The organism is Rothia uropygioeca, assembly GCF_004136585.1.
GTDB lineage: Bacteria > Actinomycetota > Actinomycetes > Actinomycetales > Micrococcaceae > Rothia.
In genome coordinates this window covers 51,528-72,606 of record NZ_NOIR01000005.1, presented here as the reverse complement: position 1 = coordinate 72,606, position 21,079 = coordinate 51,528, and the positions used below count along the sequence as shown (strand labels likewise).

Sequence of the window (21,079 nt, the reverse complement as noted above, 5' to 3'; positions counted from 1 at the left end):
AACTCATTGAGCACACACCCCAAGAAATCGAGGGCTCAGCGTCGGAAGAGTCAGCCTCCGCCGCTGGGTCCTCACGCTCGCCGGATCATCCCAGTGCTTGGGGTCGTCAGCGTCCTCAGGGCAGTCGGCCTGGTGGGATTCGCCGCGGCCGTGGGTTCACTGCTTGCGGCCCTGGCGAAGGCCGCCTTCGACGCGATCTCGCACGGGCATGGCAGCGAGGCGTCTTCGGGCTGGGCCGATTTTGTGGGTTCCAAGTCGGCTGGCGTGGACGGACTGTTCCCGCACTGGTTGATCGGTGGGGACGGAGGAGCCTGGTCCTGGGGCACGGTCGCGGTCGGGCTGTCATCGCTTGTACTTCGTGCCCTCGCTGATTGGGGGCTGTCCGTCGTCTCGCAAAGAGCCGCTACGGAAACGAAATCCACCATTCGGCGAGGGCTGCTCGAACGTGTTCTCTCCGCCCCTAGGGCTTCTTCCTCGGGCAGGGAAGCAACAGGCGACGGCGCCATTGCAATCCTGGTATCGAGAGGCCTCGATGCCCTGGACGATTATTACGTCAAAACCATCACTGCCTTGGTCTCTACGGGCGTGGTTCCTGCGATCCTGTTGGTCGTGGTCCTCTGCGTGGACCCGTTGAGTGCACTGGTCCTCGTCCTCACGCTGCCGCTGGTCCCGATTTTCATGATCTTGATCGGGAAGACGACACAGAACGATACACGAGAAGCGCAGTCGCAGTTGCTTCGGCTGTCGCAACATATTGTGGAGCTCTCCCGCGGACTGCCGGTTCTGTTCGGGCTCAAACGGGAGAAAGCACAAGCCCAAGCGCTCTCCGAACTGGGCGAACAATACCGCCGCCGGACGATGACGACGTTGCGATCGGCTTTCCAGTCTTCTCTTGCCCTCGAGCTCATCACGACGATCTCGGTTGCATTGGTCGCGGTGTTCATCGGACTGCGGCTCGTCCACGGTCAGATCGGCCTCGATACCGCGTTGCTGGTCCTCCTGCTCGCCCCGGAATGTTTTCAGCCCCTCCGCGACGTCGGAACGGCTTTCCACCAATCACAGGACGGCGTGGAAGCCCTTCGTCGTTCTGCAGAAATCCTCGACGAGCCCGTCGGCCGATCCGTGGTGACCAAGCACAGCCTCGGTTCCGTATCCGTGGACCGGCTGACCGTCGGATACCCGGACCGTGGTCAGGTTCTCAGGGACGTTTCCTTCACACTCGCCCCTGGGACGACGACCCTCCTCACCGGCCCCTCCGGAAGCGGAAAAACCACCTTGCTCAAGGCCATGGGCGATCTGACACGCGCTGAGCGGGTCGAACCCAACGCGCAAGGGCCAACCATGAGCGGGAGCATCTCGACGCCGGATGCGGTGGCGTGGATCGGACAGTCTCCCCAATTCCTGGCCTCGACCGCGGCCGACGAGGTAGGTCTTTACGCCGATCCCGAAGACGCCGAGATATGGCTCCGCGACTTCGAAGCCGAACGAGGACCGGACCAAAGCCCGAAGGGTGAAAGGCTCCGATCCGAATGGTCTCCCGTCATCTGTGCCGCTCTGCGATCGGTAGGTCTCGAGGAATTGGGGAGCATCGCGCCAACAGCGTTGTCCGCCGGGCAAGCACGCCGTCTGGCCATCGCACGGGTCCTGGCTGCTTCAAGGGTCCAGCTGTCCGATCGCACGGATTCGGGGGAGTCCAAGACCGGTCAACTGATCCTGGTCGACGAACCGACCGCTCATCTTGATGCGGAGGCAGCCGGCAAAGTCACCGGCGCGTTGCGGGAACTCTCGGAGGCGGGAGCCACGATCCTGTGGGTGACTCACGACGTTTCCACGGCCCCTCCCGGCGCGGGGCGGATCGTCTTGGACAGAAACGGTCGGATCGCCCAACGGGATCATTCCTCCAGGCAGGATGAGAGCCTCGGATCCCGAGTGCGCTCGGGAGGAGAGCCGGCATCGGTGCGGGTCGCCTCCCGCCGACCTGGCACTGAAAAACCGATCGTTGACGGAGACGAGGAGCGTGAAGACGTCGAGGCTTACGGCATCCGGGAGACCTTGGCGACGGTCCGGCGCGCAACCGGCGTGCGCTGGCGCCAAGCATTGGGCTCCGTGGGCCTGTCCTTTCTGACAGTCGCTTTCGGGGCATCACTCACGGCGCTTTCGGGGTGGTTGATCGTTCGGGCTTCGCAGCAGCCGGGGATGATGTATCTGATGGTCGCGATCGTGGGCGTCAGATTCTTCGGTCTGGGACGTGCCGTATTCCGTTACCTCGAGCGGTTGCTCACGCACGACATCGTGCTGCGCGCCGCGAACCGCTTGCGCATGAATGCCTGGAACTCGATGGGGGAGTCGGCACTCAGCCTCCGCTCGCTGTTGCGAGGAGGAACTTTTTTGGACCGGCTCGTCGGTGATGTCGACGAATTGCGCGACGCCATGCCACGAGTCCTGCTGCCCATCGCCACGATCGTCCCCACGATGATCGCAGCCGTGGCGGCTACGGCCTGGACCGTGCCGTCCGCCGCGTGGTTGGTTGCCGTTGCCGCGTTCGTGACCTCAGTGATCATCCCTTGGATCGTCCTCGTTGCTGACCGGCATGCGGACACCGTGAGCCGTACATCCAGTGAGCGAACGCTGCGAGGCGCTCTCGGGGCCATGGAATCTTCCGAAGACCTCAGGGGCAATCGTCTGAGCAACGCCGTGTTGTCGACACTCACGCGCCAGGACCACATAGCTCTGCGAGCCTCCCGACGATCCGCCGTCGCAACCGGCCTGGGCAACGGGCTTACGCTCGCGACGTGGTGGGCAACGGCGCTGGGCACTGCCGCTCTCGCGTGGGGTCCTGTGACCAACGGGGACATCAGCGCTCCGATGGCCGCGATCCCGGTCCTCCTGTGCACGGCACTCGTCGAGCCCTCGACCCAAGCCATTGATGCCATCCGTTCGTGGCCGACTTTTTCGCGCCTCGTAGCCAAGATCCGTCGCGGGCTGGTCACCACGTCTCGTGGGTCGGCGTACACAGTGGAAGAGAGTGATGAGGCAGAATCCTCTGAGAAGAGTCTGATGGGCGCGCAGGCCCTGACCCTCGACAATCTCTCGGCACGATGGCCAGGAATGGACCGTCCCGCGGTCAACGGACTGTCCGGTCAGGTCCGCCGTGGCTCAACCCTGGGGATCACCGGTCCCTCCGGTTCCGGAAAAACAACCACCCTTGCGATACTGCTCGGATTCCTGACTCCCGAGAGCGGTGAAATCCGCGTCGACTCGGAACAGGTGACCTCCCAGAGACTCCGCGGGGCCTCGGCATGGTGCCCACAGGACGCCTATATTTTCGACTCGACCATCCGGGGGAACTTGTCTCTCGCCCGCCCGCGGAGGGCCGCTCCGTCCGATGAAGAACTCAAATCCGTCATGCGCCGTGTAGGTCTGGGGCCTCTCCTCGACTCATGGGAATTCGGGTTGGAGACTCGCGTTGGCGCTGGAGGCTCAATGCTCTCCGGAGGGCAGCGGCAGCGCCTCGCGATGGCGCGAGCCCTTCTGACTGAAGCGCCGTTTCTTCTGGTGGACGAGCCGACCGCGCATCTCGACGAAGAGGCCGCGTTATCTCTCATTGAGGAACTGGACCGAGCCACGCGCACTTCAACATCGGGTACCGACGCTCCGGGTACGATAGTCATTTCGCATCGGCCCACCGATCTCGTGCATTGTCGCTCCGTCATTTCTCTCGAGGGCGACTCGGGCCGGTAGCCCGGTACGTCGTGGCTGAGCCGCACGCCGGGCGCCCAAATCGCCTGAGTGGACGGGGAATCGGACCATTCACTCGAACAGCTCGGCCTCTTCGAAGGAGCACCACAGCACATGCGCAAAGGCCTCAAGCTTGCTTCGGTCGTATTTCTGCTCCCTCCGCTGTACCTGGTGTTCGTGCTGGTGACTCCGTGGCTGGCGGTGCAGGGCATCGGGATCGCCGCACCGTGGACCACCCGACTCGTCTTCGGCCAGATCTTGGCCTTCCCAGTGCTTGTCGGTTGCGCCATGGGGCTCTTGTTCTTGATGTGGGCGCTGCTCGGCTGGACATCCCGATTTCTCTCGCACGATCGCCGCACCGTCAATGTGACACCCCTACTCGGCATCCTGGTCTCGGCGGTTTGCGTGGTCTTGGCTGCCAATCCGGTATCCGAGTCGCAGACGGGCCCGTCCGAGGGCGAAACCCTCTCCGTGGTGAGCTGGAACGTCCATGACGAGCTGAACTTGAATGATCTCCGGGACCTCGTCGTCGACGACCCGGAGGTCGTGGTCCTGCCGGAGGCGAGTACGGGGCCGCTCGAGACTCACCTGGCTCAACTGGGCAAGGGCGGGCGATACCAAATCTTTGCAACCGAAACCAAAGCCGGGGTTTCCCCGACGACGGTCATGATCTCGAAGAACATGGGGCGGTACCAGGTCCGGGACGGAGCGGAGACCACATTGGGCACATTGACCGTAGAACCGCGCGACCAGAATTCCCGAAAACCGGTCATCCTCGGTGTGCACACCGCTAGTCCCGTTCCGAATTGGATGGACCTGTGGGACTCGGATGTCGGGAACGTTCTCGATGCCGTGTGCTCTCCTCGTCACGAACGTGAACGCCCCGTCATCGCCGCGGGTGACTACAACGCCAATCCGTGGCACGGCCACATGGCGAGCATTCCCTCGCGTGAAGGATGCTCGGATGCGCTTCCGTCATCGGGCGTGTCCACCGGAACCTGGCCGAGCGCTGCCCCTGCGTGGGCCAGAACTCAGATCGACCACATCGTGGTCAATGGGGCCGTCCGAGTGGAAGACGGCAAAGTCATGTCACTTACGGGTCCCTCGGACCACGTGCCAGTGACAGCAACCCTGCGATACTAGCGGCCGCACCGAAGCCGGTGTACTCGGGCTTGTCCGCCGCGCCCCATGCGAGCCCCGCCGGCGCAATGCCCCTGGTACTAGCCGTACTGACCGGGGACATTAGTTGAGTGTTCGTCGCGTGCTCCGAAGTTGCTTGTGAGCCAATCCTCGATTGAGGCCCATGGGAAGACTCGCGGATCATGCGACCCGCGCGAGATCGCAGGCCTCGCAGAGACAGAGGTCGCCCTCGACGCCTGCGATGTGGATGTCACCCACCTGTGTGTGGTTTCTTCTTCACGAATTTGTTGTTGGACCTGGCATCGATCAAGACCGGGCGGCTCCGGACCGTGCTGCCACTCGACTCCCCGACGAGCTGGGTCGCCCTACGAGACATTGCTGAGGTGGCAGCCCGCGTTCAAGTTTCATGGCCACCCGTCAAGAGATGGGTCGGAAGGTATCTCGCTGGGGGAGGCCATGATCAGACCACTCATCGCAACCCGGAATCTCGCCGAACAAAACGCGGAAGGCAGCAACAAAACGGCGCGTGAGCCAGCGAAAACGGTTGAGGGAGGGGCCGGTTCAGCTCGCCGCTCGGCTCGGCATTGCCCCGTCCACTGTGTATCGGATTCTGCGCACCGCGCGGCTCAATCGACTCTCCTACACCGACCTCGCCACGGCCGAGCCCATCCGAGGCCATGAGCATGACCATCCAGGATCGCTCGTGCACGTCGATGTGAAGAATCTCGAAAACATCCCTGACGGAGGTGGATGGCGATATTCCGGCCGCGGGCAAGGGGAGAAGAATCGGTCAGTGACGCCTGACAAGCAGAAGAGCAAGTGACACAACCCCAATCTCGGTTACGCCTTTGCGCACAATGTCCTCGACGAGCGCCCCCGCGTTGCCTATACAGAGGTGCATGATGATGAGACCGCAGTCACTGCGGTCGGGGTTATGCACCGGGCCGTCGACTGGTTCGCCGGACGTGGCGTCACCGTCGAGCGTGTTATCTCAGACAATGGCAGTACCTACCGTTCGCGCCTTCGGCGCGACTCCTGTGAATCCCTAACTATCCGTTCGGGATGGACACGCCCATACCAGCCACAGACGACTGGCACAGTGGAACGCCTCCACCGGGCCCAGGCGGACGGTTGGGCCTATTCCCGCTGCTACAGGTCAGTGCAGGAACGGCGCGACGCGATCAATGCCTGGTTGCATCACTACAACCAGCACCGCCCACACTCAGCTTGCGGCAATCAGCCGCGTCCTTGACACGTTTAATCAACATCCCCGATCGGTACAACTAGCTAGCCGTGATGTCGACCGAATCATCGGTGTCGTCTCGCACCGAACCGTCTTCTGCACCGGATCCGAGGGCTGGTCCGATGGCATCGATCGACTGTGAGAGCTGAACCCCCGAGCCGTCGCGGGTACCGTATTCGGTCGGCAAGGACCGGGAGACGCCGGCCGCTGAGACGGCCTTGGCCGGACCCCTGCCGGCCCACGCAAGCCGAAGGACCGACTCGCCCTTGAGGAAACGGTGGGCACGTACACCACCTGTGGCTCGCCCCTTGGACGGGTACTCACTGAATTCGGTGATCTTCGCCGACCCGGCCACAGTCCCCGGCAGCGCTTCGCCCGAATCGGAAACCGTCACGACGACAGCGGGCTCGCCCGGTGCGATGGCGCCGAAATACAGAACGCGGTCTCCTTCGGCCAATTTGATTCCCGCGACACCTCCTGCGGTACGACCCTGCGGGCGGACCTTGGCCGCGTCGAAGGATAGAAGCTTGGCCTCGCGAGTGATGAAAACCAGATTGTCATCATTCGATGCATGCGTGACTCCCACCAGCTCGTCGCCGTCCTTGAGCGAAATGACGGGCCAGTCGTCCCTGTTCAACGGGTAGTCCGGATTGACGCGCTTGACGACGCCTTGCGCCGTACCGAGCGCGATGACTTGATTGAGTGGCGCGAGGCCGACCAACGACTCGCCCTTTTCCAAGGTCAGGAAGTCCTTGACCTGAACACCAGTGCCGAGGTTCGGTGCACTTCCGGAGAGCTCTAGCTGCGGTATGTCCATGACATTGACGCGGACCATTCGTCCCGAGGAGAGGACGGCCCCGATCTCGCCCCGGGCAGTCGCCGGCACCAAAGAACGCAGGGCATCGTGCTTGATCCGTTTCCCGGGGTCCTCGAAGGACTCCCTGCCGCCGGGCCCACCCGGAGTTCGCCCGAGCTGACCTGACGTGGAGAGCGCGACCCAACACGGGTCGTCCGCTATCTCCAGAGCAAGACCCAGCCCCTTCTTTGCAGTTTTCGCTCCCGAATCGGTCACCGCGGAGGCCAACTTCGCCAGATCGTCCGAGCCAGCCAACTCGGTGCGGCGATCCGTTCCGTAGCGTTCGGCGACCTCGGCCAGCTCGTCCGAGACCACGCCGCGCAATTTGGCATCGGAAGCGAGGATCGACTCGAGTTCTTCGATTTTCGCGCGGAGTTCGTCCCGCTCGGTTTCCAGCTCGATGCGGGAGAACTTGGTCAATTGGCGCAGACGCAATTCCAGGATGTGATTGGCTTGGGCCTCGCTCAGGTCGAAGACCATCATCAGTCGCTCTCGTGCCTGAGCCGTCTGATCCGAGGAGCGAATGATCTCGATGACTTCATCGATGTCGAGAATTGCAACCAGAAGGCCCTCGACCAGGTGCAACCGGTCCTTGGATTTGCCCAAGCGGAAGGCAGTTCGGCGACGAACGACGTCGATCCTGTGCCCGACGTAAACCTTCAACAGGTCCAACAGACCCAGTGTCCGGGGCTGGCCGTCGACCAGCGCCACGTTGTTGATCCCGAACGAGTCCTCGAGCGGCGTGTACTTGTACAACGACTGCAAGACAGCGTGGGGATTGAACCCATTCTTGAGCTCTACGACGAGCCGCGTGCCGTTCTTGCGGTCCGTGAGATCCACGACGTCGGAAATGCCTGAGAGCTTCTTGGACTGGACACCGTCCTTGATTTTCTCAATGACTTTCTCCGCGCCCACCAGATACGGCAGTTCGGTGATCACGAGGCCTTGTTTCCGGGCCGTGACCTGTTCGATGCTGACCTTGGCACGGGTTTTGAAGGATCCACGGCCCGTCGCATACGCATCCTTGATGCCGTCTAGCCCGACGATCTTGCCGCCCGTCGGCAGATCCGGACCAGGAATGAACCTCATGATCTCATCGAGGGTCGCATCCGGTTGCTCGATCAAATGCCGGGCTCCCGCAATGACTTCGCGAAGATTGTGCGGGGCCATATTGGTTGCCATGCCCACGGCAATCCCCGAGGAGCCGTTGACCAATAGATTCGGGAATGCCGCGGGAAGGACACCCGGTTGCGTGAACTGGTTGTCGTAATTGGGCACGAAATCCACGACGTCTTCATCCAGATCGCCGGTCAGAGCGAGGGACGCAGGTGCCATACGGGCCTCGGTGTAACGGGCAGCCGCGGGACCGTCGTCGACCGAGCCGAAATTGCCGTGCCCATCGACCAAAGGCAGGCGCATCGCGAAAGGCTGCGCTAGCCGAACCATGGCGTCGTAGATGGCGCTGTCCCCGTGAGGATGCAACTTGCCCATGACCTCTCCGACCACGCGGGCAGACTTCACGTGACCCCGATCCGGGCGCAGGCCCATTTGGGTCATCATATAGAGAATGCGCCGTTGCACAGGTTTGAGACCGTCGCGTGCGTCCGGAAGTGCACGAGAATAGATCACCGAATACGAGTACTCGAGGAAGCTCGTTTCCATTTCGGACGACACATCGATATCGACGATGTTCTCGACGACGTCGAGCGGGAAATCCTCGGGAGTATTCGACGACTTACGGCGGGGGGCCATCTATGGATCCTCACGGTCTGACGGTTCTGGGCCTCACCAGTCTAGAACAATAGGCTCCTGTGACTTGCGCTACTAGACTGGGAGTATGGCCGAAGAGAATGTTTACCCCTCCCACTGGGAAGCCGACGTGGTGTTGCGTGACGGCGCAACCGCCCACCTCCGTCCCGTTCTCCCGACCGACCAGGACGCGCTCGCCGCGATGTATTCCCGTCAGTCGGAACGAACCATCTACTTGCGGTTCTTCACCTACAAATCGTCCTTGAGCGCCAAAGAGCTCGCCCGATTCACCACCGTCGACCATCATGACCGCGTAGCTTTCGTGATCATGCTCGGTCAAGAAATGATAGGCATCGGCCGTTACGACCGGACGAACGATCCCCACGAGGCGGAAGTCGCGTTCTTCATCTCGGATGCCCACCACGGCCGGGGAATAGGATCGATTCTCCTCGAGCATCTTGCGGCAGCAGGACTGGAGAGAGGTATCACCAAATTCTCGGCGGAAGTGCTTCCGGAGAACCGAAAAATGCTCAACGTGTTCTCGGAGGCCGGGTTCGAGGTGGCGCGAGTATTCGACGACGGCGTCGTCATGGTCAATTTCAATATCGACCCCACGAAAAAATCACGAGAGGTCATGGCGACCCGCGAGCACCGTGCCGAAGCGAAATCCGTGTCCTCCTTGATCGCTCCCAGATCGGTCGCGATCATCGGGGCCTCCCGTGATTGGAACCAGGTTGGGCACGAGATCCTCGTCAATATCGTCGAGGGCGGATTCACCGGCCCGGTCTACGGGATCAACCCCGAGGCCTTCGAACTTGCGGGCATGAAAGCGTACCCAAGCATCGCAGAGGTCCCCGAACCCGTCGACCTCGCGATCATCACCGTGCCGATCTCGGCTGTTGCGGGCGTTGTCGAGGAATGCGGCCGCGAGGGCGTACGCGGCGTGTGCATCGTCACGGGCGGATACGCCGACGACGGTGCGCGAGGGCGGGCTCGTCAACAAGCTCTCGTGCGCACTGCTCGAAGCTCCGGGATGCGCGTGATCGGGCCGGCCTCCTTGGGACTCATCAACACGGATCCGGCCGTGAACCTCAACGCTTCCCTCGGCGAAGCCAGGCCCCAGCCCGGAGGCCTTGGACTCTTCAGTCAATCAGCGGCCATCGGAGTGCTGCTGTACACGTCGGCACGCAGACGCCAGCTGGGGTTCTCTTCGGTTCTCTCAGCCGGGAACCGCGCCGACGTCTCCGGAAACGACATGATGCAGTACTGGGAGGACGACGGCGAAACCACCGCGTGCTGCATGTACCTCGAATCTATCGGCAATCCTCGCAAATTCTCCCGGATCGCCCGTCGCCTAGCTCGAAGCAAACCCGTCGTGGTCGCGAAGTCGGATGTGACCGGTGTCCAATTGCCTCCCGGACATACAGGCCGCACGAGTTCCGCTCCGCCGGAAGCCCTCAACGAGATGTTCCGCCAATCCGGAGTGATCAGAGCCGAAACCTCCGAACACCTCATGGACATTGCGCAGTTGCTCGTGTCCCAACCTCTGCCGCGAGGCCGGCGGGTCGCGGTTTTCTCCAATGCCTTCGCTCTCGGCCAGGTCATTGCGGACGCCTGCACGAGCCACGGCGTCGAGGCTAAGCACACCGAGCACGTGCTCGACACTGCCAGTCCCGACATCGATGCCCTGGACATGATCCGCGACGCCGTGCTCACGGCATTGCGCTCATCCGAGGTCGACGCAGCTGTTGCCTCGTTCCTGCCTTCTCCTCTGGTCGGGCAGGACGAAATTACCGAAGTCCTGGCGGATTGTGGAGCCGAAACCGGGAAACCCGTGCTCGCCGCCTTCACCGGCGTCGTGGAGCCTACCCCGTATCAGCGCGGAATTTATCCGTGCCCCCGCGAATACCGGGCTGCAGAAGCCGACGAGTCCTTCAACTACCCGGGCGTTCCTTGCTACGAGAGCCCGGGGGCGGCCATCGGGGCGCTCGCCGCGGCGATGGATTACGTGGCGTGGCGTGCACAGGAAGACGTTTTCGTCGAGGACATTGAGGGCGTGAACGCCAAAGCGGTCGAGGAAAAGATCGAGGAGCTCAAACCCAAGATCCAGGGGGAAGGGCTGCTGGAACTGGATCCACGTCGAACCGCCGAACTGCTGGGCGACTACGGAATCGCCGTCCTGGAATCGGTGCCATTCGAGACCAAGAACGAGGCCTGCGAGGCCGCCGAGAAACTCGGCTATCCCGTCGCACTCAAAGCGATCGATCCGACCATGCGACACCGGTTGGACCTTGGGGGAGTGCGGCTCGGAATCGAAGACCAGGAATCGCTCGTACGGGACATCGATCTGATGCGACGCACGCTGGCCACGTACGGGGACTTCGACCTCGAGGTCCAGAGTATGGCCCCCACGGGACAGAACTGCGTTATTCGTGCAATGGAGGACCCTCTACTCGGTCCGGTCGTGTCCTTCGGCATGTCGGGGGACTCGGTCAACTTGCTGGACGACTGGGCGCACCGTGTTCCGCCATTGACCCAGAGAGATGTCGAAAAGCTCGTACGATCGCCCAAAGCATCCAGAAAACTCTTCGGCTACGATGGATTACCCCCGGTACGGGTGGACCTCCTCGAAGACCTCATCCGTCGCGTAGCCGAGCTCAAGGACAGACATCCGGAAATAGCTCTGGTCGAACTCAACCCGATCATGATTTCCGGTCAGACCCTTACTGTCCTGGATTCCACCGTGAAACTGGGCAATCCGCAGCAGAGAACGGACAGCGCTCGTCGGACGATGTCACGCTCATGACGGGCGAGGGCTGCCTGGCCAGGGCATCGGGTCGTAGAATAGATGCAGCGCCCTGATCTGGGCGAGGAATTCCCCTGCATAGGGGCCGGACGGCCAACACGCCGTCAACAAGACCATCGGAAGCGAGTGCATGGCTGAGTCAGGAAACAACGGGCAGAACCTAGACCGCGATATCGTCAACGCGGGATTTTACCCTCAGTTGGTCAGCGACGTGGTGCGGGATGCCTTGGATGGGCAGATCCCATCCTCACACCTGGTTCACTTGGAGACCCACTTCGATCAGACCGAAGTTCACCGCCATGTGACCGTGGTGGCCTTGGCCGGGGAAATCGTTCAGATCACGCACGTTGATGACCAAACCTTGGACGAAGACGGAAATCAGGTCGTCGCCCACGTCTCGACCGAGACCGTTCCCATTCGTAATCTCACGTCGGTCACACTCTCGTATGCCTACAGGCAACCGCAGAACTACACCTCTGATGCGCTGGCCGCCGAAGTCACCCTGATGATGTCCTGGACCGGAAGCCATCGCCTCGATCTCCAGCCGGCCGGTTGCTCAGACCCCCAGTGCGACGCCGACCACGGCTACACCGGCGTCGCGGCGAGGGAAGACGTCGTCCTGCGCATCTCCGCCGAGGCGGACGGCCAGCAGGCAGTGCAGGATGCCAAAGAATTCGCGCGGGCACTGCGTCGGGCGAACACTGCACTGTCCGGAACCGTCCACTCCTGATGTCGGACCCAGGCATGAGCTGCAAAAACCCTCGTAAGGATCTGACGGGACAAGCGTTCCCGGCCCCACCTCGGTACGGGGAGGCATCGATTGCCGACCTCATGACCTCGGCGGCGTCCCTGTACAGACCGGTCGCGGAGTCCGAGCGGAGCACCGAATTCCCGGACTCGTTGGACCTCGGCGAGCGCCTTGCCGCAAACGGCAAAGGACGAGGGCCTTATCGTAACGTGTGTGTGGTGCTCGTGGACGGTTTGGGGAGCAGTTTGCTCTCTCGACACGGCGGACATGCGCCTCATCTCCGGAAATCCCTCGATCTGGGCGAGCTCGATTCCGCCTTGCCGTCGACGACCGCGGCATCCCTCGCCGTACTCGGAACAGGCATGCCGACGGGACAGACGGGCATGGTCGGCTACGACGTCGTCGATCCTGATCGGGGCGTCGTCGTGAACCAGCTCTCCGGATGGGACCCCGCCGTGGATCCGCTGCATTGGCAACCCAATCCGACAATCTTTGAGCGGATCGACGGTCTCGGAGACGCCGTCACCGTGTCCATGTCCGCATACGAAGACAGCGCTCTGACCCGGGCGGCGCTGCGCGGGAGCCGCTTCGTGGCAGCTGGATCGACGCTTGCTCGCGTGAGCCAAGCAGCGGATATCCTCAAGACCCGGAACCCGACGTTCATGTACCTCTACTGGGGAGAATTGGATCAGACCGGCCACAAGCACGGTTGCACGTCGGAGCGTTGGCTGGAAGCTCTCGAAGAACTGGACCACGGACTCAAGAGGCTTTCGTCTCGAGTTGGCCCCGATACCTTGATTCTCCTCACGGCCGATCACGGAATGGTCGATGTCCCCGAAGCAGACCGTGTGGACTATTCGAACATTCCCGAGCTGGTGGCTGGTGTCCGGCTGACAGCCGGTGAGCCGAGAATGGTGCAACTGCATCTCGAGGATCCCGACGACGCTGCTGTGCGTCGTCGTCTCGTCGAAGCCTGGGCTCATCATTTCGGAGATCGTGCGTGGATCCTCGACAGGGAGGAGCTGATTTCCGCCGGATACTTCGGAGACCGCATACGGCCCGAAGTCAGGCATCGCATCGGGGACATTATCGTTGCCGCACACGGTTCGCTGGCCCTGTACGACGTGCGGCGCACCAACACAGGGGCACTCAAGATGGTCGGACAACACGGTTCGTGGACCGAGGAAGAACGGTCGGTTCCCCTCAGGGCCTGGGTCGGTGCTGGAAGCTAGGGGCTAAGCCCATTCGCGAGGACAAACCCGTTCCTCGAGCCCACGATGTCTCGGGACCATATGGGACCGGACTCAACGGCCAGCGGACCCGGAGGCTCCTGGACTGCCCTCTTGCTCAGGTTGCCCGGCGTTCCCAGCTCGCTCATCGGCAGCCGTGCTCCCCGTTTGCGCGGGGGCCGATGACGGAGCCGGTGGCGTCTGTTGTGTCGGTTGCTCGGGAGTTCCCCGGCTGGGTTCCTGAGTCGGCTCCTGAGTCGGCGCCTGGGTCGGCTCCTGAGTTGGCGCCTGGGTCGGCTCCTCGGTCTTTTCCGGCGTCGTCGGGGCAGGTTGCGTTGGCTCGGCAGAGGTGGGTGCGGGGGCCGTGGGCTCCTGAGCCGGAGGAGCCTCGGTCGGTACCACCGGCGCAGGCGCCTGCGTCACCTCGCCATAAGGGTCGGTCGGCTCGGGCTGTTGCTCGATGACCGTTGGCGTGGGCGGAGGTGCAGGGCTCGACCAAGCAGGCTTTGACGAGGAACTCGAGGAACTGGGAGAGCTCGAGGACGTGGAGGAGGAATTGCCCGTGACCTTTGATGAGTCGTCGTCGTGGTTGATGAATGCCGCCGTGGCGCCTGCACCGATCACGGCAACCGCGAGAACCGCCGCTCCAGCCCACAAAAGCGGTTTTTTGCCGGACGAATGCGACTGGTCGGAATCCGCTTCAGAAGCAGGGCCGGAGCCTGGAGCTGTCGCGGCCGCGGCCGGGCCGGAATTCTTCGAAGGGGCGGAGTTCTCGTGCTGAATCCACCGGGTGGAACCCGCGCCGCCAGTCGAGAGCACTGGGCCGGTGGGCGCCGTCGACGGATGAGCGCTTGCAGTACCTGCAACGTCAGGGGCTCCTGCGGTTCCCCCCGGGGCGGCGACGTCGTGACCGGACTTCTCCTCCGTTTGACGTGTCGATTCAGCAGCTTGACGTTCTCTGCGTCGTAGTTCGGCGGCCGCGGCTGCCCGGCGCCGTTCCTGTTCGCGACGCTCGCGTTTGGTTTGGGGAATCTTTGCATCGGCAAAGAGCTCGTCATTCAGGCTCTGGAGCGGTTCCGTTTCGGGCGAATAAACGTTCGGTTGCTGTCCGACGTACTCGTATCCCGGAGCGAGGTCCTGGGTCTCGTCCGTGTCAGGGTCATCTGTGCTCTGGACTGAGGATTCCGTTCCGTCAGCGGAACTGTTCGAGGGGGATTGTGCCTTCCCCGTCCGGGGGCCTGCGGGCTCTGCTTCTGGGCTCCCGTTTCGGCTCGACGCGTCGGAACCAGGGGCCGAGGCGGCTGCGTCCTCTGTGGACGAATCCTTCGGCTCCTGATCGTTGTGGGGGAGCGCAGAATGAGTGCCGCTCCCAGGACGTGTCTTACGACGCTTTTTCCCCATGAAAACCTTTGTGCATAGCGTGCGGTCTCAGGTCGTTGACTACCTGTAACACCTAAAAATACCGTTACTGCCTCCCCGTGGCGAGTCGTGCGCCGGTTTCGTCACACTTAGTCTTTGGGACGATGTTGGCCGAAGACGATGTCGTCCCAACTCGGTACCGACGGGCGACCGCCGCGTGAGCGATTGCCCCGTGGATCGCTGTCGGTCGCGGCGTCGCGCTTTGCGGTCGAGGAAGCATTGTCGTCGTCTGCGTCGGTATCTGGTTCGGGAAGTTTCTCGGTCAGGCCCGTGATGTGTTGGTCGCTGTCCGGATCGCTTCCGGCCGCGGTTCCCCGACGTGCCTCGAGCTCGTCCAGGAGCGATTCGGTGGCATTCGGCTCATCGTCTGCGACCGCCCGCAAATGCTTCCGCGCCGGTGCCGACTCTTCGTATCCGGCTTCCTCGGGCGCCGGCTCTCCCGATGCGCTTGACGCATCCTGGTCCGCGGAAGAAACGGCCTCGGGTCCCGTTCCCTCATCTGCCGGATCGGACGGGGAGGCTGCTTCTTCGGTGGGCCCACCGGGCGAGTCGGCCTGCGCCGGGTCTTCGTTTTCTGGGGAAACGAGCTCCTCGGCGTCTTCATGCGGCTGTCCGAACAAGAACTCAGCGACGGCGTTGCCGGCGACCACGGTCTGGTTCGCGGGGTTGTACACGAACCGAGCCGGGAAATCGGCCCCGGACGGAATCTGAGCGAGGGCCGGCTGAGAATAGTTGACCGAGACTGTGACGTTCCATTGCCCGTCTTCGCGTTGCCACGAGTTCCACTGGGCATCGCCCTCTGCGAAATTCCAGTCCTCACGCACCGCCACGACCTGGTCGTTGAGCGTTTTGCGTCCTCGAGAGCGGGGGTCGAGGGACCTCACGACGACGTTGCGTGCGGCGGTCACGATGTGCGCGCGTTCGGCCAGGATCGGCCATTCGTAGCGACGTACTCGCTCGGGCTTCCACCCGGACTCGGCGACGATTTCGTCAACAGTCGCTCCTTGGCGGAACCGCGTCTGGATATCACGTGGACCGTAGTCCCCGCGCCCGCTCAGGCCGCGCGGAGCCTGGGCTCGCCGGGCCTTCACCACGGCATTGCGCAGGCTATTGTCGATGCGAACTTGGTATCGCTGCTCGCCGTCCGCAGACTCGAGAACGAGGTGTTCGCCGTCGTCTTGGACTCCCACGAAGGTCAGCCGATCCATCAGTTCTCCTTATTGATTCCGCTCCGACGCGTTCGCGACCAGTGCTTTCGCGCCCGTTTCTCCACAAAGAATACCGCTTCGGGACCCGACGTCGGGACACCCTGCACCTCGTCAAATCCGCTGACAGTAAAATCGGCTGGACACAACCGGGCTCAATAGTGAACAATCATCGCGATACCGGCAGGCATTGAGTTCGACGCATACTTCATAACGAGGTCAACGGGTGCACAAGCTGGTAGCAGAACCACACGATGATCGGCAGGCTACGTGGGCCTACCGAGAAATACCGACGAAAGCGTGACACACACATGGCTACCGATTACGACGCCCCGCGCAAGCAAGACGAAGAAAGCAGCTCCGATTCCATCGAGGAGCTGAAGTCGCACCGCAGCGACCAGCAGTCCAACGTGGTCGATGAGGACGAGAACGCAGCGGCCGAAAGTTTTGAGCTCCCCGGAGCAGACCTGTCCCATGAGGAACTATCCGTGGTCGTGCTTCCTGCGCAGCAGGATGAATTCACCTGTGCTTCGTGTTTCTTGGTTCGTCACCGTTCCCAGATTGCTCGCGAAGAAGACGGATTGTTCTACTGCGTGGAGTGCGAGGCCTGAGACGACGGCAGCTACGCAACGTAGGCGGCCTATGGCGGCAAAAGGGAGGAACCTCGAGTTCCTCCCTTTTTTGCGCTCTCACGGGACGCTCCGCCGCCAAGAACCATTGTGGACTCGGTTCCGCGGACGAGCCGGTCCGTCGACCAATATGCGGTGGGGCGACGGGGCAACACACCGACAAGGAGCATGTCCGAAAAAGCGACGCTTCCCGGGACGCGTTCCCGACCGGCGTGAGGCCCCTCGGCCTCATCCTTGGGTCGAGTCCTCGTCCTCGGGCTCGACGACCACCTGATTGACCGAAGGGGTGCGGTTCTCCTGCATTTCGGGGTCCGTGCCCAAAGTCAGGGCCAGCTCTTCCGGGCGGCGCGAATTGGTGAGCCAATACGGCGTGGGATCGGCCGGGTCGACCAAGTGAATACGAGCCACGGGGGACACCCACGGTCGGAAATTCATATAGGCCCGGCCGTCAGCGGCAGGTCCGCAGGCAATGCGGGCGTTCTCCCCGCGGAAAATCTCGACCTCTCCCACATATTCGCGTTCAATATGCGCGCGACCGACCTGCAGGGAATCCGCGGTCACCTCGAGGACTGGCGATGAAGCGTACAGGATAAGACCCAGGGTCGCGGCGAGAACGATCGCCACCAAAATGGCGATCGGAATATTGATCGGCGCGCCCACGGCAAAGCAAGCAAAGCCGAAGACCACGACACAGACCCACACCCCTGGGGAAGGATAGAGCTTTTCGTGGAATTCGACGGCCGAGGAAGAGCCGAACCCGGCGTCGTCGGCGTTCGGGGAGACGGAGTCAGACATAACGTCAAGAATACGCGTCGCCAGAGGCAAGCCGGAACTCGCACGCGACCCAAAAGATTCTTCTGGGAGGCAGAGACGGAAAGGCAGGGCGCCATGAGCCCGACCCGGGGTCGCGGAATCCCACGGAAAAGCGGATCTTGGCCACAGACCCAGGTGGTAACCATGCCGAACCGTTACAGTGTCTAAGGACGAGCGAGTTCCAGGCGGACCAACCGCTGAACCCACCGTTCATTTCAGACCAGCCACCGATCCAGGAAAACGTTTCATGCAACCGACCGTCGACGTCAAGATCACTCTGTTGGACCCGGAACTTCCGGCCCCCGCATACGCGCAAAACGGCGACGCTGGTGCCGATCTCCGCTCCCGACAGGACGTCGTGCTGGCCCCGGGAGAAAGGGCCCTGGTGCCTACCGGGGTGGCCATCGCTCTGCCGGATGGATATGTGGGCCTGGTGCATCCGCGTTCGGGCCTGGCTGCGAAATTCGGCATTACGATCGTCAACGCGCCGGGCACCGTCGATTCGGGATATCGCGGCGAGCTCATGGTCACTTTGCTCAATACGGACCAGAATGTGCCATATGAGGTCCACCGAGGCGACCGCATCGCGCAGCTCGTGATCCAGAAATACGAGCATGCGACTTTTGACGTGGTTGAGGAACTGCCGCTCTCGGAACGAGGCGCGGCAGGATTCGGCTCGACCGGAACTGACTAGAAAGGACTATCGTGCTGGGATTCGGCAACAAGAAGAAGGCCAGCGAGGCCGAAGAAGAAGCGACCCCGCAAGAGACCGATACCGCGGAGAAAAAACCCGCGAAAGACCGCCCGGTGAAGACCGAGGACGAGAGCCGGCCCGATCGTGATCTGATCAACGCCGAGGACGACGAAGACATCGATGAGGCCGAGCAGGCCGCTACTGCGGCCGAGGAAGCAATCGCCCACGAGCCGGACCGCTCCGTCACGGGCCCGTTCGACGTCACCGAAATCGAAACCGATGACTCCTATATCGATCTGGGCGGCCTCCGGATCAAGCCGGACGAAACCGTGGACATGCGCATTGACGTCGATCAGAGGAACCAATCCGTGGTCTCGGTGACGTTCCAAAAGAACGGAGCGATTCTGCAGGTGCAGCCGTTCGCTGCGCCCAAGAGTCGTGGACTGTGGTCCGAGATCCGCACCGAACTCGCGGCTTCAGTGCGTGAGCAGAACGGCGTCGTCGACATCCTGGACGGGGCCTTGGGCCGTCAGGTGATCGCCAAATTGCCCGCTTCCATGCCCAATGGTGACCGCGGGTACCGCGTTGCGCGGTTCGTGGGTGTAGACGGCCCCCGCTGGTTCCTTCGCGGGGTGTTCTCGGGTGACGCTGCCGTCAAGAGGAGTGCCGCACGCGAGATGGAACGTATTTTCCGCGCTCTCGTGGTGGTCCGGGGCCAGGATCCGATGGCTCCGCGCGACTTGTTGCCACTGAAGATACCCGACAACGCCGTGCGCAGGGACCCCAACGAAGACGAAAAGCGCACCCTGAGCAGCGATGTGCCGGAGCGAGGACCGGAGATCACGCAGATTGGCTAAACCCTTGCCGGTTCACGGTTCGATGGATCATTCGGACCAGAGAATGCGGCGCATCCGCGTGCTTGTCGAGGGGAGGGTCAACGAGGTACACATCCAACCCGTCGACGCGCTTCCGCAGTACGAAGCCGAAGTTGATATCACCGCGAGCTATCGCACCGTTTCGTCGGATGCTCGCCACAGGCTTCCCAAAGGCTCCTTTGCCGCGCCCACTTCGGCGATTGCAATGGACATGCCGCATTTCGAGGATGCCGATGCGCCGCTCGGTCCGGGAACGCACGTACGACTGATCTGGCACGGACAGAGGACCGTCCCCGGGATCGGCGCGGGGACGCGACTGCGGTGCTCGGGCATGCTTGCGTTCCTCGGCGGCGTCCCGGTCATTTACAATCCGCGGTACGAGATCGTATCGCGGCATCAAGAGCTTTAGACCGACTGGAGAGCATCAACACGATGGAGCAACGGGACGCAAACGGTCCAGGGCGTCGACCGGAAAACCGAGACCAAGCCGACGGCACGCCGTCCTTCGGTCAGCAGATGGCCGCCGCCTACGGAAAATCAGGCGCATTTCGGCGGGACGAGAGTGGGCAGATCGACGTCATGCACGCGATCGGGGGAGTGAGAGGCCTCGTCGAAGCCGTCTTGCCGTCATTGGCCTACCTGACGTGTTTCATCATCACGTCTTCTCTGTCCACGTCGCTCGTGATCGCGATCGGTCTGGCCGTGGTCATCTCGATCATCCGATTCATCACCGGTGGGCAGAAGATTCAAGCCTTTTCCGGTGCGGTCGGCGTTCTCATCTGCGCCTTCTTCGCACACGCCGGCGGGAAACCGATCGACTACTACCTCGTCGGCTTCTGGACGAACGGGGCCTACGCGGTGGGTCTGGCCATCTCGATGGCGGTCCGCTGGCCCTTGCTCGGCGTTGTCTTCGGGATGCTCCGTGGGGAGGATATGAACTGGCGGCGCCAGCCCGGCAGGCTTCGGGCCTATCAAACGGCCACGGGAATCCTGGTCGTGATGTTCGTGGTTCGTTTGGCGGTCCAGTTGCCCTTTTTCTTCGCCGACAACGTGACGGCCTTGGGCATCAGTCGCTTGATCATGGGAATACCGCTGTACGCGTTCTGCCTGTGGCTCGCGTGGATGATGACTCGCCCCGCGGAAACCAGGTCTCAGAGCGAGGCAACCTCCTAAGACGCATCGGCCAAGACCTAGAGCTCTTGGCCGTGGGCCGTTTCGTCCAGGCCCGGCTCCTCCGAGACGACGTCGTCATCTTGCTCATCCGTTTCGCTCTCGGTCTGAGCATTGAACAAGGAACGCAGGTCTTGCTCTCCCTGCGGCGTGGTGATGAGGAACAGTTCGTCCTCTCCCTCGAGTACGTCGTCTCCGGTCGGCGTCACGGGGATCCCATCGCGCAGGATTGCAACAAGAGTGGTTTCTGCGGGCCACTCGACGGACTCGACGGTCCACCCGACGAATGCGTGGTCCGTCGGAACCGTGTATTCGATCAGCGTCGCTCCGCCGGTTTGCAGATTGAGCAGCCGGACGACGTCGCCGACTTCGACAGCCTCCTCGACCAATGCCGTCATGAGACGCGGAGTGGAGACCGCGACGTCCACACCCCACGCATCATCGAATAACCATTCGTTCTTGGGGTTGTTAACGCGGCCCACGGTCCGCGGGACGCCGAATTCGGACCTGGCCAAGAGAGATACGACCAAATTGGTTTTGTCGTCGCCTGTCGCCGCAACGATGACATCGGCGTTTTGGGGATCGGCCTGACGCAGAATGGACAGCTCACAAGCGTCGCCGATCAGCCACGTTGCCCCGCGCAGATCCGACCGGCCGATGGCTTCAGGCTTTTCGTCGAGAATCGTGACGTGGTGTCCGTGGCCGAGTAGCTCGAATGCGATGGACGAGCCCACGGAGCCCGCGCCCACGATCAATACCTGCACG

Annotated in this window: 15 protein-coding genes and 1 pseudogene; 11 read left to right on the top strand and 5 right to left on the bottom strand. The window is 62.4% G+C overall.

Features of this window, described 5'->3' with window-relative positions; translation table 11 throughout:
- Positions 1-6 precede the first annotated feature (6 nt).
- The 3 genes and pseudogenes from cydC to EWR20_RS12995 all read left to right on the top strand — a co-directional run.
- On the top strand, positions 7-3,741 hold the full coding sequence (gene cydC / locus EWR20_RS11970) for a thiol reductant ABC exporter subunit CydC (protein ID WP_129360918.1): 3,735 nt from the start codon (positions 7-9) through the stop codon (positions 3,739-3,741).
- 111 nt (positions 3,742-3,852) lie between these two features.
- On the top strand, positions 3,853-4,881 hold the full coding sequence (locus tag EWR20_RS11965) for an endonuclease/exonuclease/phosphatase family protein (protein WP_129360917.1): 1,029 nt from the start codon (positions 3,853-3,855) through the stop codon (positions 4,879-4,881).
- A gap of 371 nt (positions 4,882-5,252) precedes the next feature.
- A pseudogene (locus tag EWR20_RS12995) lies at positions 5,253-6,165 on the top strand (IS481 family transposase); the annotation flags it as partial.
- Here the strand turns inward: EWR20_RS12995 and EWR20_RS11950 are convergent.
- Positions 6,162-8,729, bottom strand: coding sequence for a DNA gyrase/topoisomerase IV subunit A (locus EWR20_RS11950; protein ID WP_129360915.1), 2,568 nt, complete (start codon positions 8,727-8,729; stop codon positions 6,162-6,164). The pseudogene EWR20_RS12995 and the gene EWR20_RS11950 sit on opposite strands and share 4 nt — an antisense overlap.
- 85 nt (positions 8,730-8,814) lie before the next feature.
- Here EWR20_RS11950 and EWR20_RS11945 point away from each other — a divergent pair, with 85 nt between their 5' ends.
- The 3 genes from EWR20_RS11945 to EWR20_RS11935 all read left to right on the top strand — a co-directional run bounded on the left by EWR20_RS11945 (position 8,815) and on the right by EWR20_RS11935 (position 13,512).
- Positions 8,815-11,532 (top strand): bifunctional acetate--CoA ligase family protein/GNAT family N-acetyltransferase, encoded by a 2,718-nt coding sequence (locus tag EWR20_RS11945; protein WP_129360914.1) that lies wholly within the window; start codon positions 8,815-8,817, stop codon positions 11,530-11,532.
- 130 nt (positions 11,533-11,662) lie between these two features.
- A complete protein-coding gene (locus EWR20_RS11940) occupies positions 11,663-12,262 on the top strand; it encodes a DUF5998 family protein (RefSeq protein ID WP_129360913.1) in 600 nt (199 codons plus the stop codon).
- Between the two features lie 14 nt (positions 12,263-12,276).
- Complete coding sequence (locus tag EWR20_RS11935) at positions 12,277-13,512, top strand: alkaline phosphatase family protein (protein WP_129360912.1); 1,236 nt, start codon at positions 12,277-12,279, stop codon at positions 13,510-13,512.
- Between the two features lie 72 nt (positions 13,513-13,584).
- Here EWR20_RS11935 and EWR20_RS12715 read toward each other — a convergent pair whose 3' ends face one another.
- On the bottom strand, positions 13,585-14,910 hold the full coding sequence (locus EWR20_RS12715; protein ID WP_165001041.1) for a hypothetical protein: 1,326 nt from the start codon (positions 14,908-14,910) through the stop codon (positions 13,585-13,587).
- A 107-nt stretch (positions 14,911-15,017) separates the two neighbouring features.
- Positions 15,018-16,136 carry a septation protein SepH gene (gene sepH, locus EWR20_RS11925; protein WP_129360911.1) on the bottom strand — a complete coding sequence of 373 codons (1,119 nt, stop codon included), beginning with the start codon at positions 16,134-16,136 and terminating at the stop codon, positions 15,018-15,020.
- 308 nt (positions 16,137-16,444) lie between these two features.
- On the opposite strand from sepH, the gene EWR20_RS11920 reads away from it, so the two are divergent.
- The gene (locus tag EWR20_RS11920; RefSeq protein WP_129360910.1) at positions 16,445-16,744 is read left to right on the top strand and encodes a DUF4193 domain-containing protein; all 300 of its coding nucleotides are present in this window, start codon (positions 16,445-16,447) and stop codon (positions 16,742-16,744) included.
- A 246-nt stretch (positions 16,745-16,990) separates the two neighbouring features.
- Here the strand turns inward: EWR20_RS11920 and EWR20_RS11915 are convergent, their stop codons facing one another.
- Positions 16,991-17,557 carry a DUF3093 domain-containing protein gene (locus tag EWR20_RS11915; RefSeq protein ID WP_129360909.1) on the bottom strand — a complete coding sequence of 189 codons (567 nt, stop codon included), beginning with the start codon at positions 17,555-17,557 and terminating at the stop codon, positions 16,991-16,993.
- Between the two features lie 265 nt (positions 17,558-17,822).
- On the opposite strand from EWR20_RS11915, the gene dut reads away from it, so the two are divergent.
- Genes dut through EWR20_RS11895 form a run of 4 tightly spaced genes read left to right on the top strand, consistent with a single transcriptional unit; the run spans position 17,823 to position 20,317 of the window.
- Positions 17,823-18,269, top strand: a complete 447-nt coding sequence (dut, locus tag EWR20_RS11910) for a dUTP diphosphatase (protein ID WP_129360908.1) — start codon at positions 17,823-17,825, stop codon at positions 18,267-18,269.
- 11 nt (positions 18,270-18,280) lie between these two features.
- Positions 18,281-19,126, top strand: coding sequence for a DUF3710 domain-containing protein (locus tag EWR20_RS11905; protein WP_238147744.1), 846 nt, complete (start codon positions 18,281-18,283; stop codon positions 19,124-19,126).
- Positions 19,119-19,553, top strand: a complete 435-nt coding sequence (locus EWR20_RS11900) for a hypothetical protein (protein ID WP_129360907.1) — start codon at positions 19,119-19,121, stop codon at positions 19,551-19,553. Before EWR20_RS11905 ends, EWR20_RS11900 begins: the two co-directional genes overlap by 8 nt.
- A gap of 23 nt (positions 19,554-19,576) precedes the next feature.
- Entirely contained in the window at positions 19,577-20,317 is a 741-nt protein-coding gene (locus EWR20_RS11895; protein WP_129360906.1) for a DUF3159 domain-containing protein, read from the top strand.
- A gap of 17 nt (positions 20,318-20,334) precedes the next feature.
- On the opposite strand, the gene EWR20_RS11890 is transcribed toward EWR20_RS11895, so the two are convergent.
- A complete protein-coding gene (locus tag EWR20_RS11890; protein WP_129360905.1) occupies positions 20,335-21,078 on the bottom strand; it encodes a potassium channel family protein in 744 nt (247 codons plus the stop codon).
- Position 21,079: the final 1 nt, after the last annotated feature.

Excerpts from the sequence above, each read along its gene's own strand:
- EWR20_RS11965 (WP_129360917.1), top strand. The coding sequence starts at position 3,853 with ATGCGCAAAGGCCTCAAGCTTGCTTCGGTCGTATTTCTGCTCCCTCCG.
- EWR20_RS11950 (WP_129360915.1), bottom strand. The coding sequence starts at position 8,729 with ATGGCCCCCCGCCGTAAGTCGTCGAATACTCCCGAGGATTTCCCGCTC.
- EWR20_RS11945 (WP_129360914.1), top strand. The coding sequence starts at position 8,815 with ATGGCCGAAGAGAATGTTTACCCCTCCCACTGGGAAGCCGACGTGGTG.
- EWR20_RS11940 (WP_129360913.1), top strand. The coding sequence starts at position 11,663 with ATGGCTGAGTCAGGAAACAACGGGCAGAACCTAGACCGCGATATCGTC.
- EWR20_RS11935 (WP_129360912.1), top strand. The coding sequence starts at position 12,277 with ATGAGCTGCAAAAACCCTCGTAAGGATCTGACGGGACAAGCGTTCCCG.
- EWR20_RS12715 (WP_165001041.1), bottom strand. The coding sequence starts at position 14,910 with ATGGGGAAAAAGCGTCGTAAGACACGTCCTGGGAGCGGCACTCATTCT.
- sepH (WP_129360911.1), bottom strand. The coding sequence starts at position 16,136 with ATGGATCGGCTGACCTTCGTGGGAGTCCAAGACGACGGCGAACACCTC.
- EWR20_RS11920 (WP_129360910.1), top strand. The coding sequence starts at position 16,445 with ATGGCTACCGATTACGACGCCCCGCGCAAGCAAGACGAAGAAAGCAGC.
- EWR20_RS11915 (WP_129360909.1), bottom strand. The coding sequence starts at position 17,557 with ATGTCTGACTCCGTCTCCCCGAACGCCGACGACGCCGGGTTCGGCTCT.
- dut (WP_129360908.1), top strand. The coding sequence starts at position 17,823 with ATGCAACCGACCGTCGACGTCAAGATCACTCTGTTGGACCCGGAACTT.
- EWR20_RS11895 (WP_129360906.1), top strand. The coding sequence starts at position 19,577 with ATGGAGCAACGGGACGCAAACGGTCCAGGGCGTCGACCGGAAAACCGA.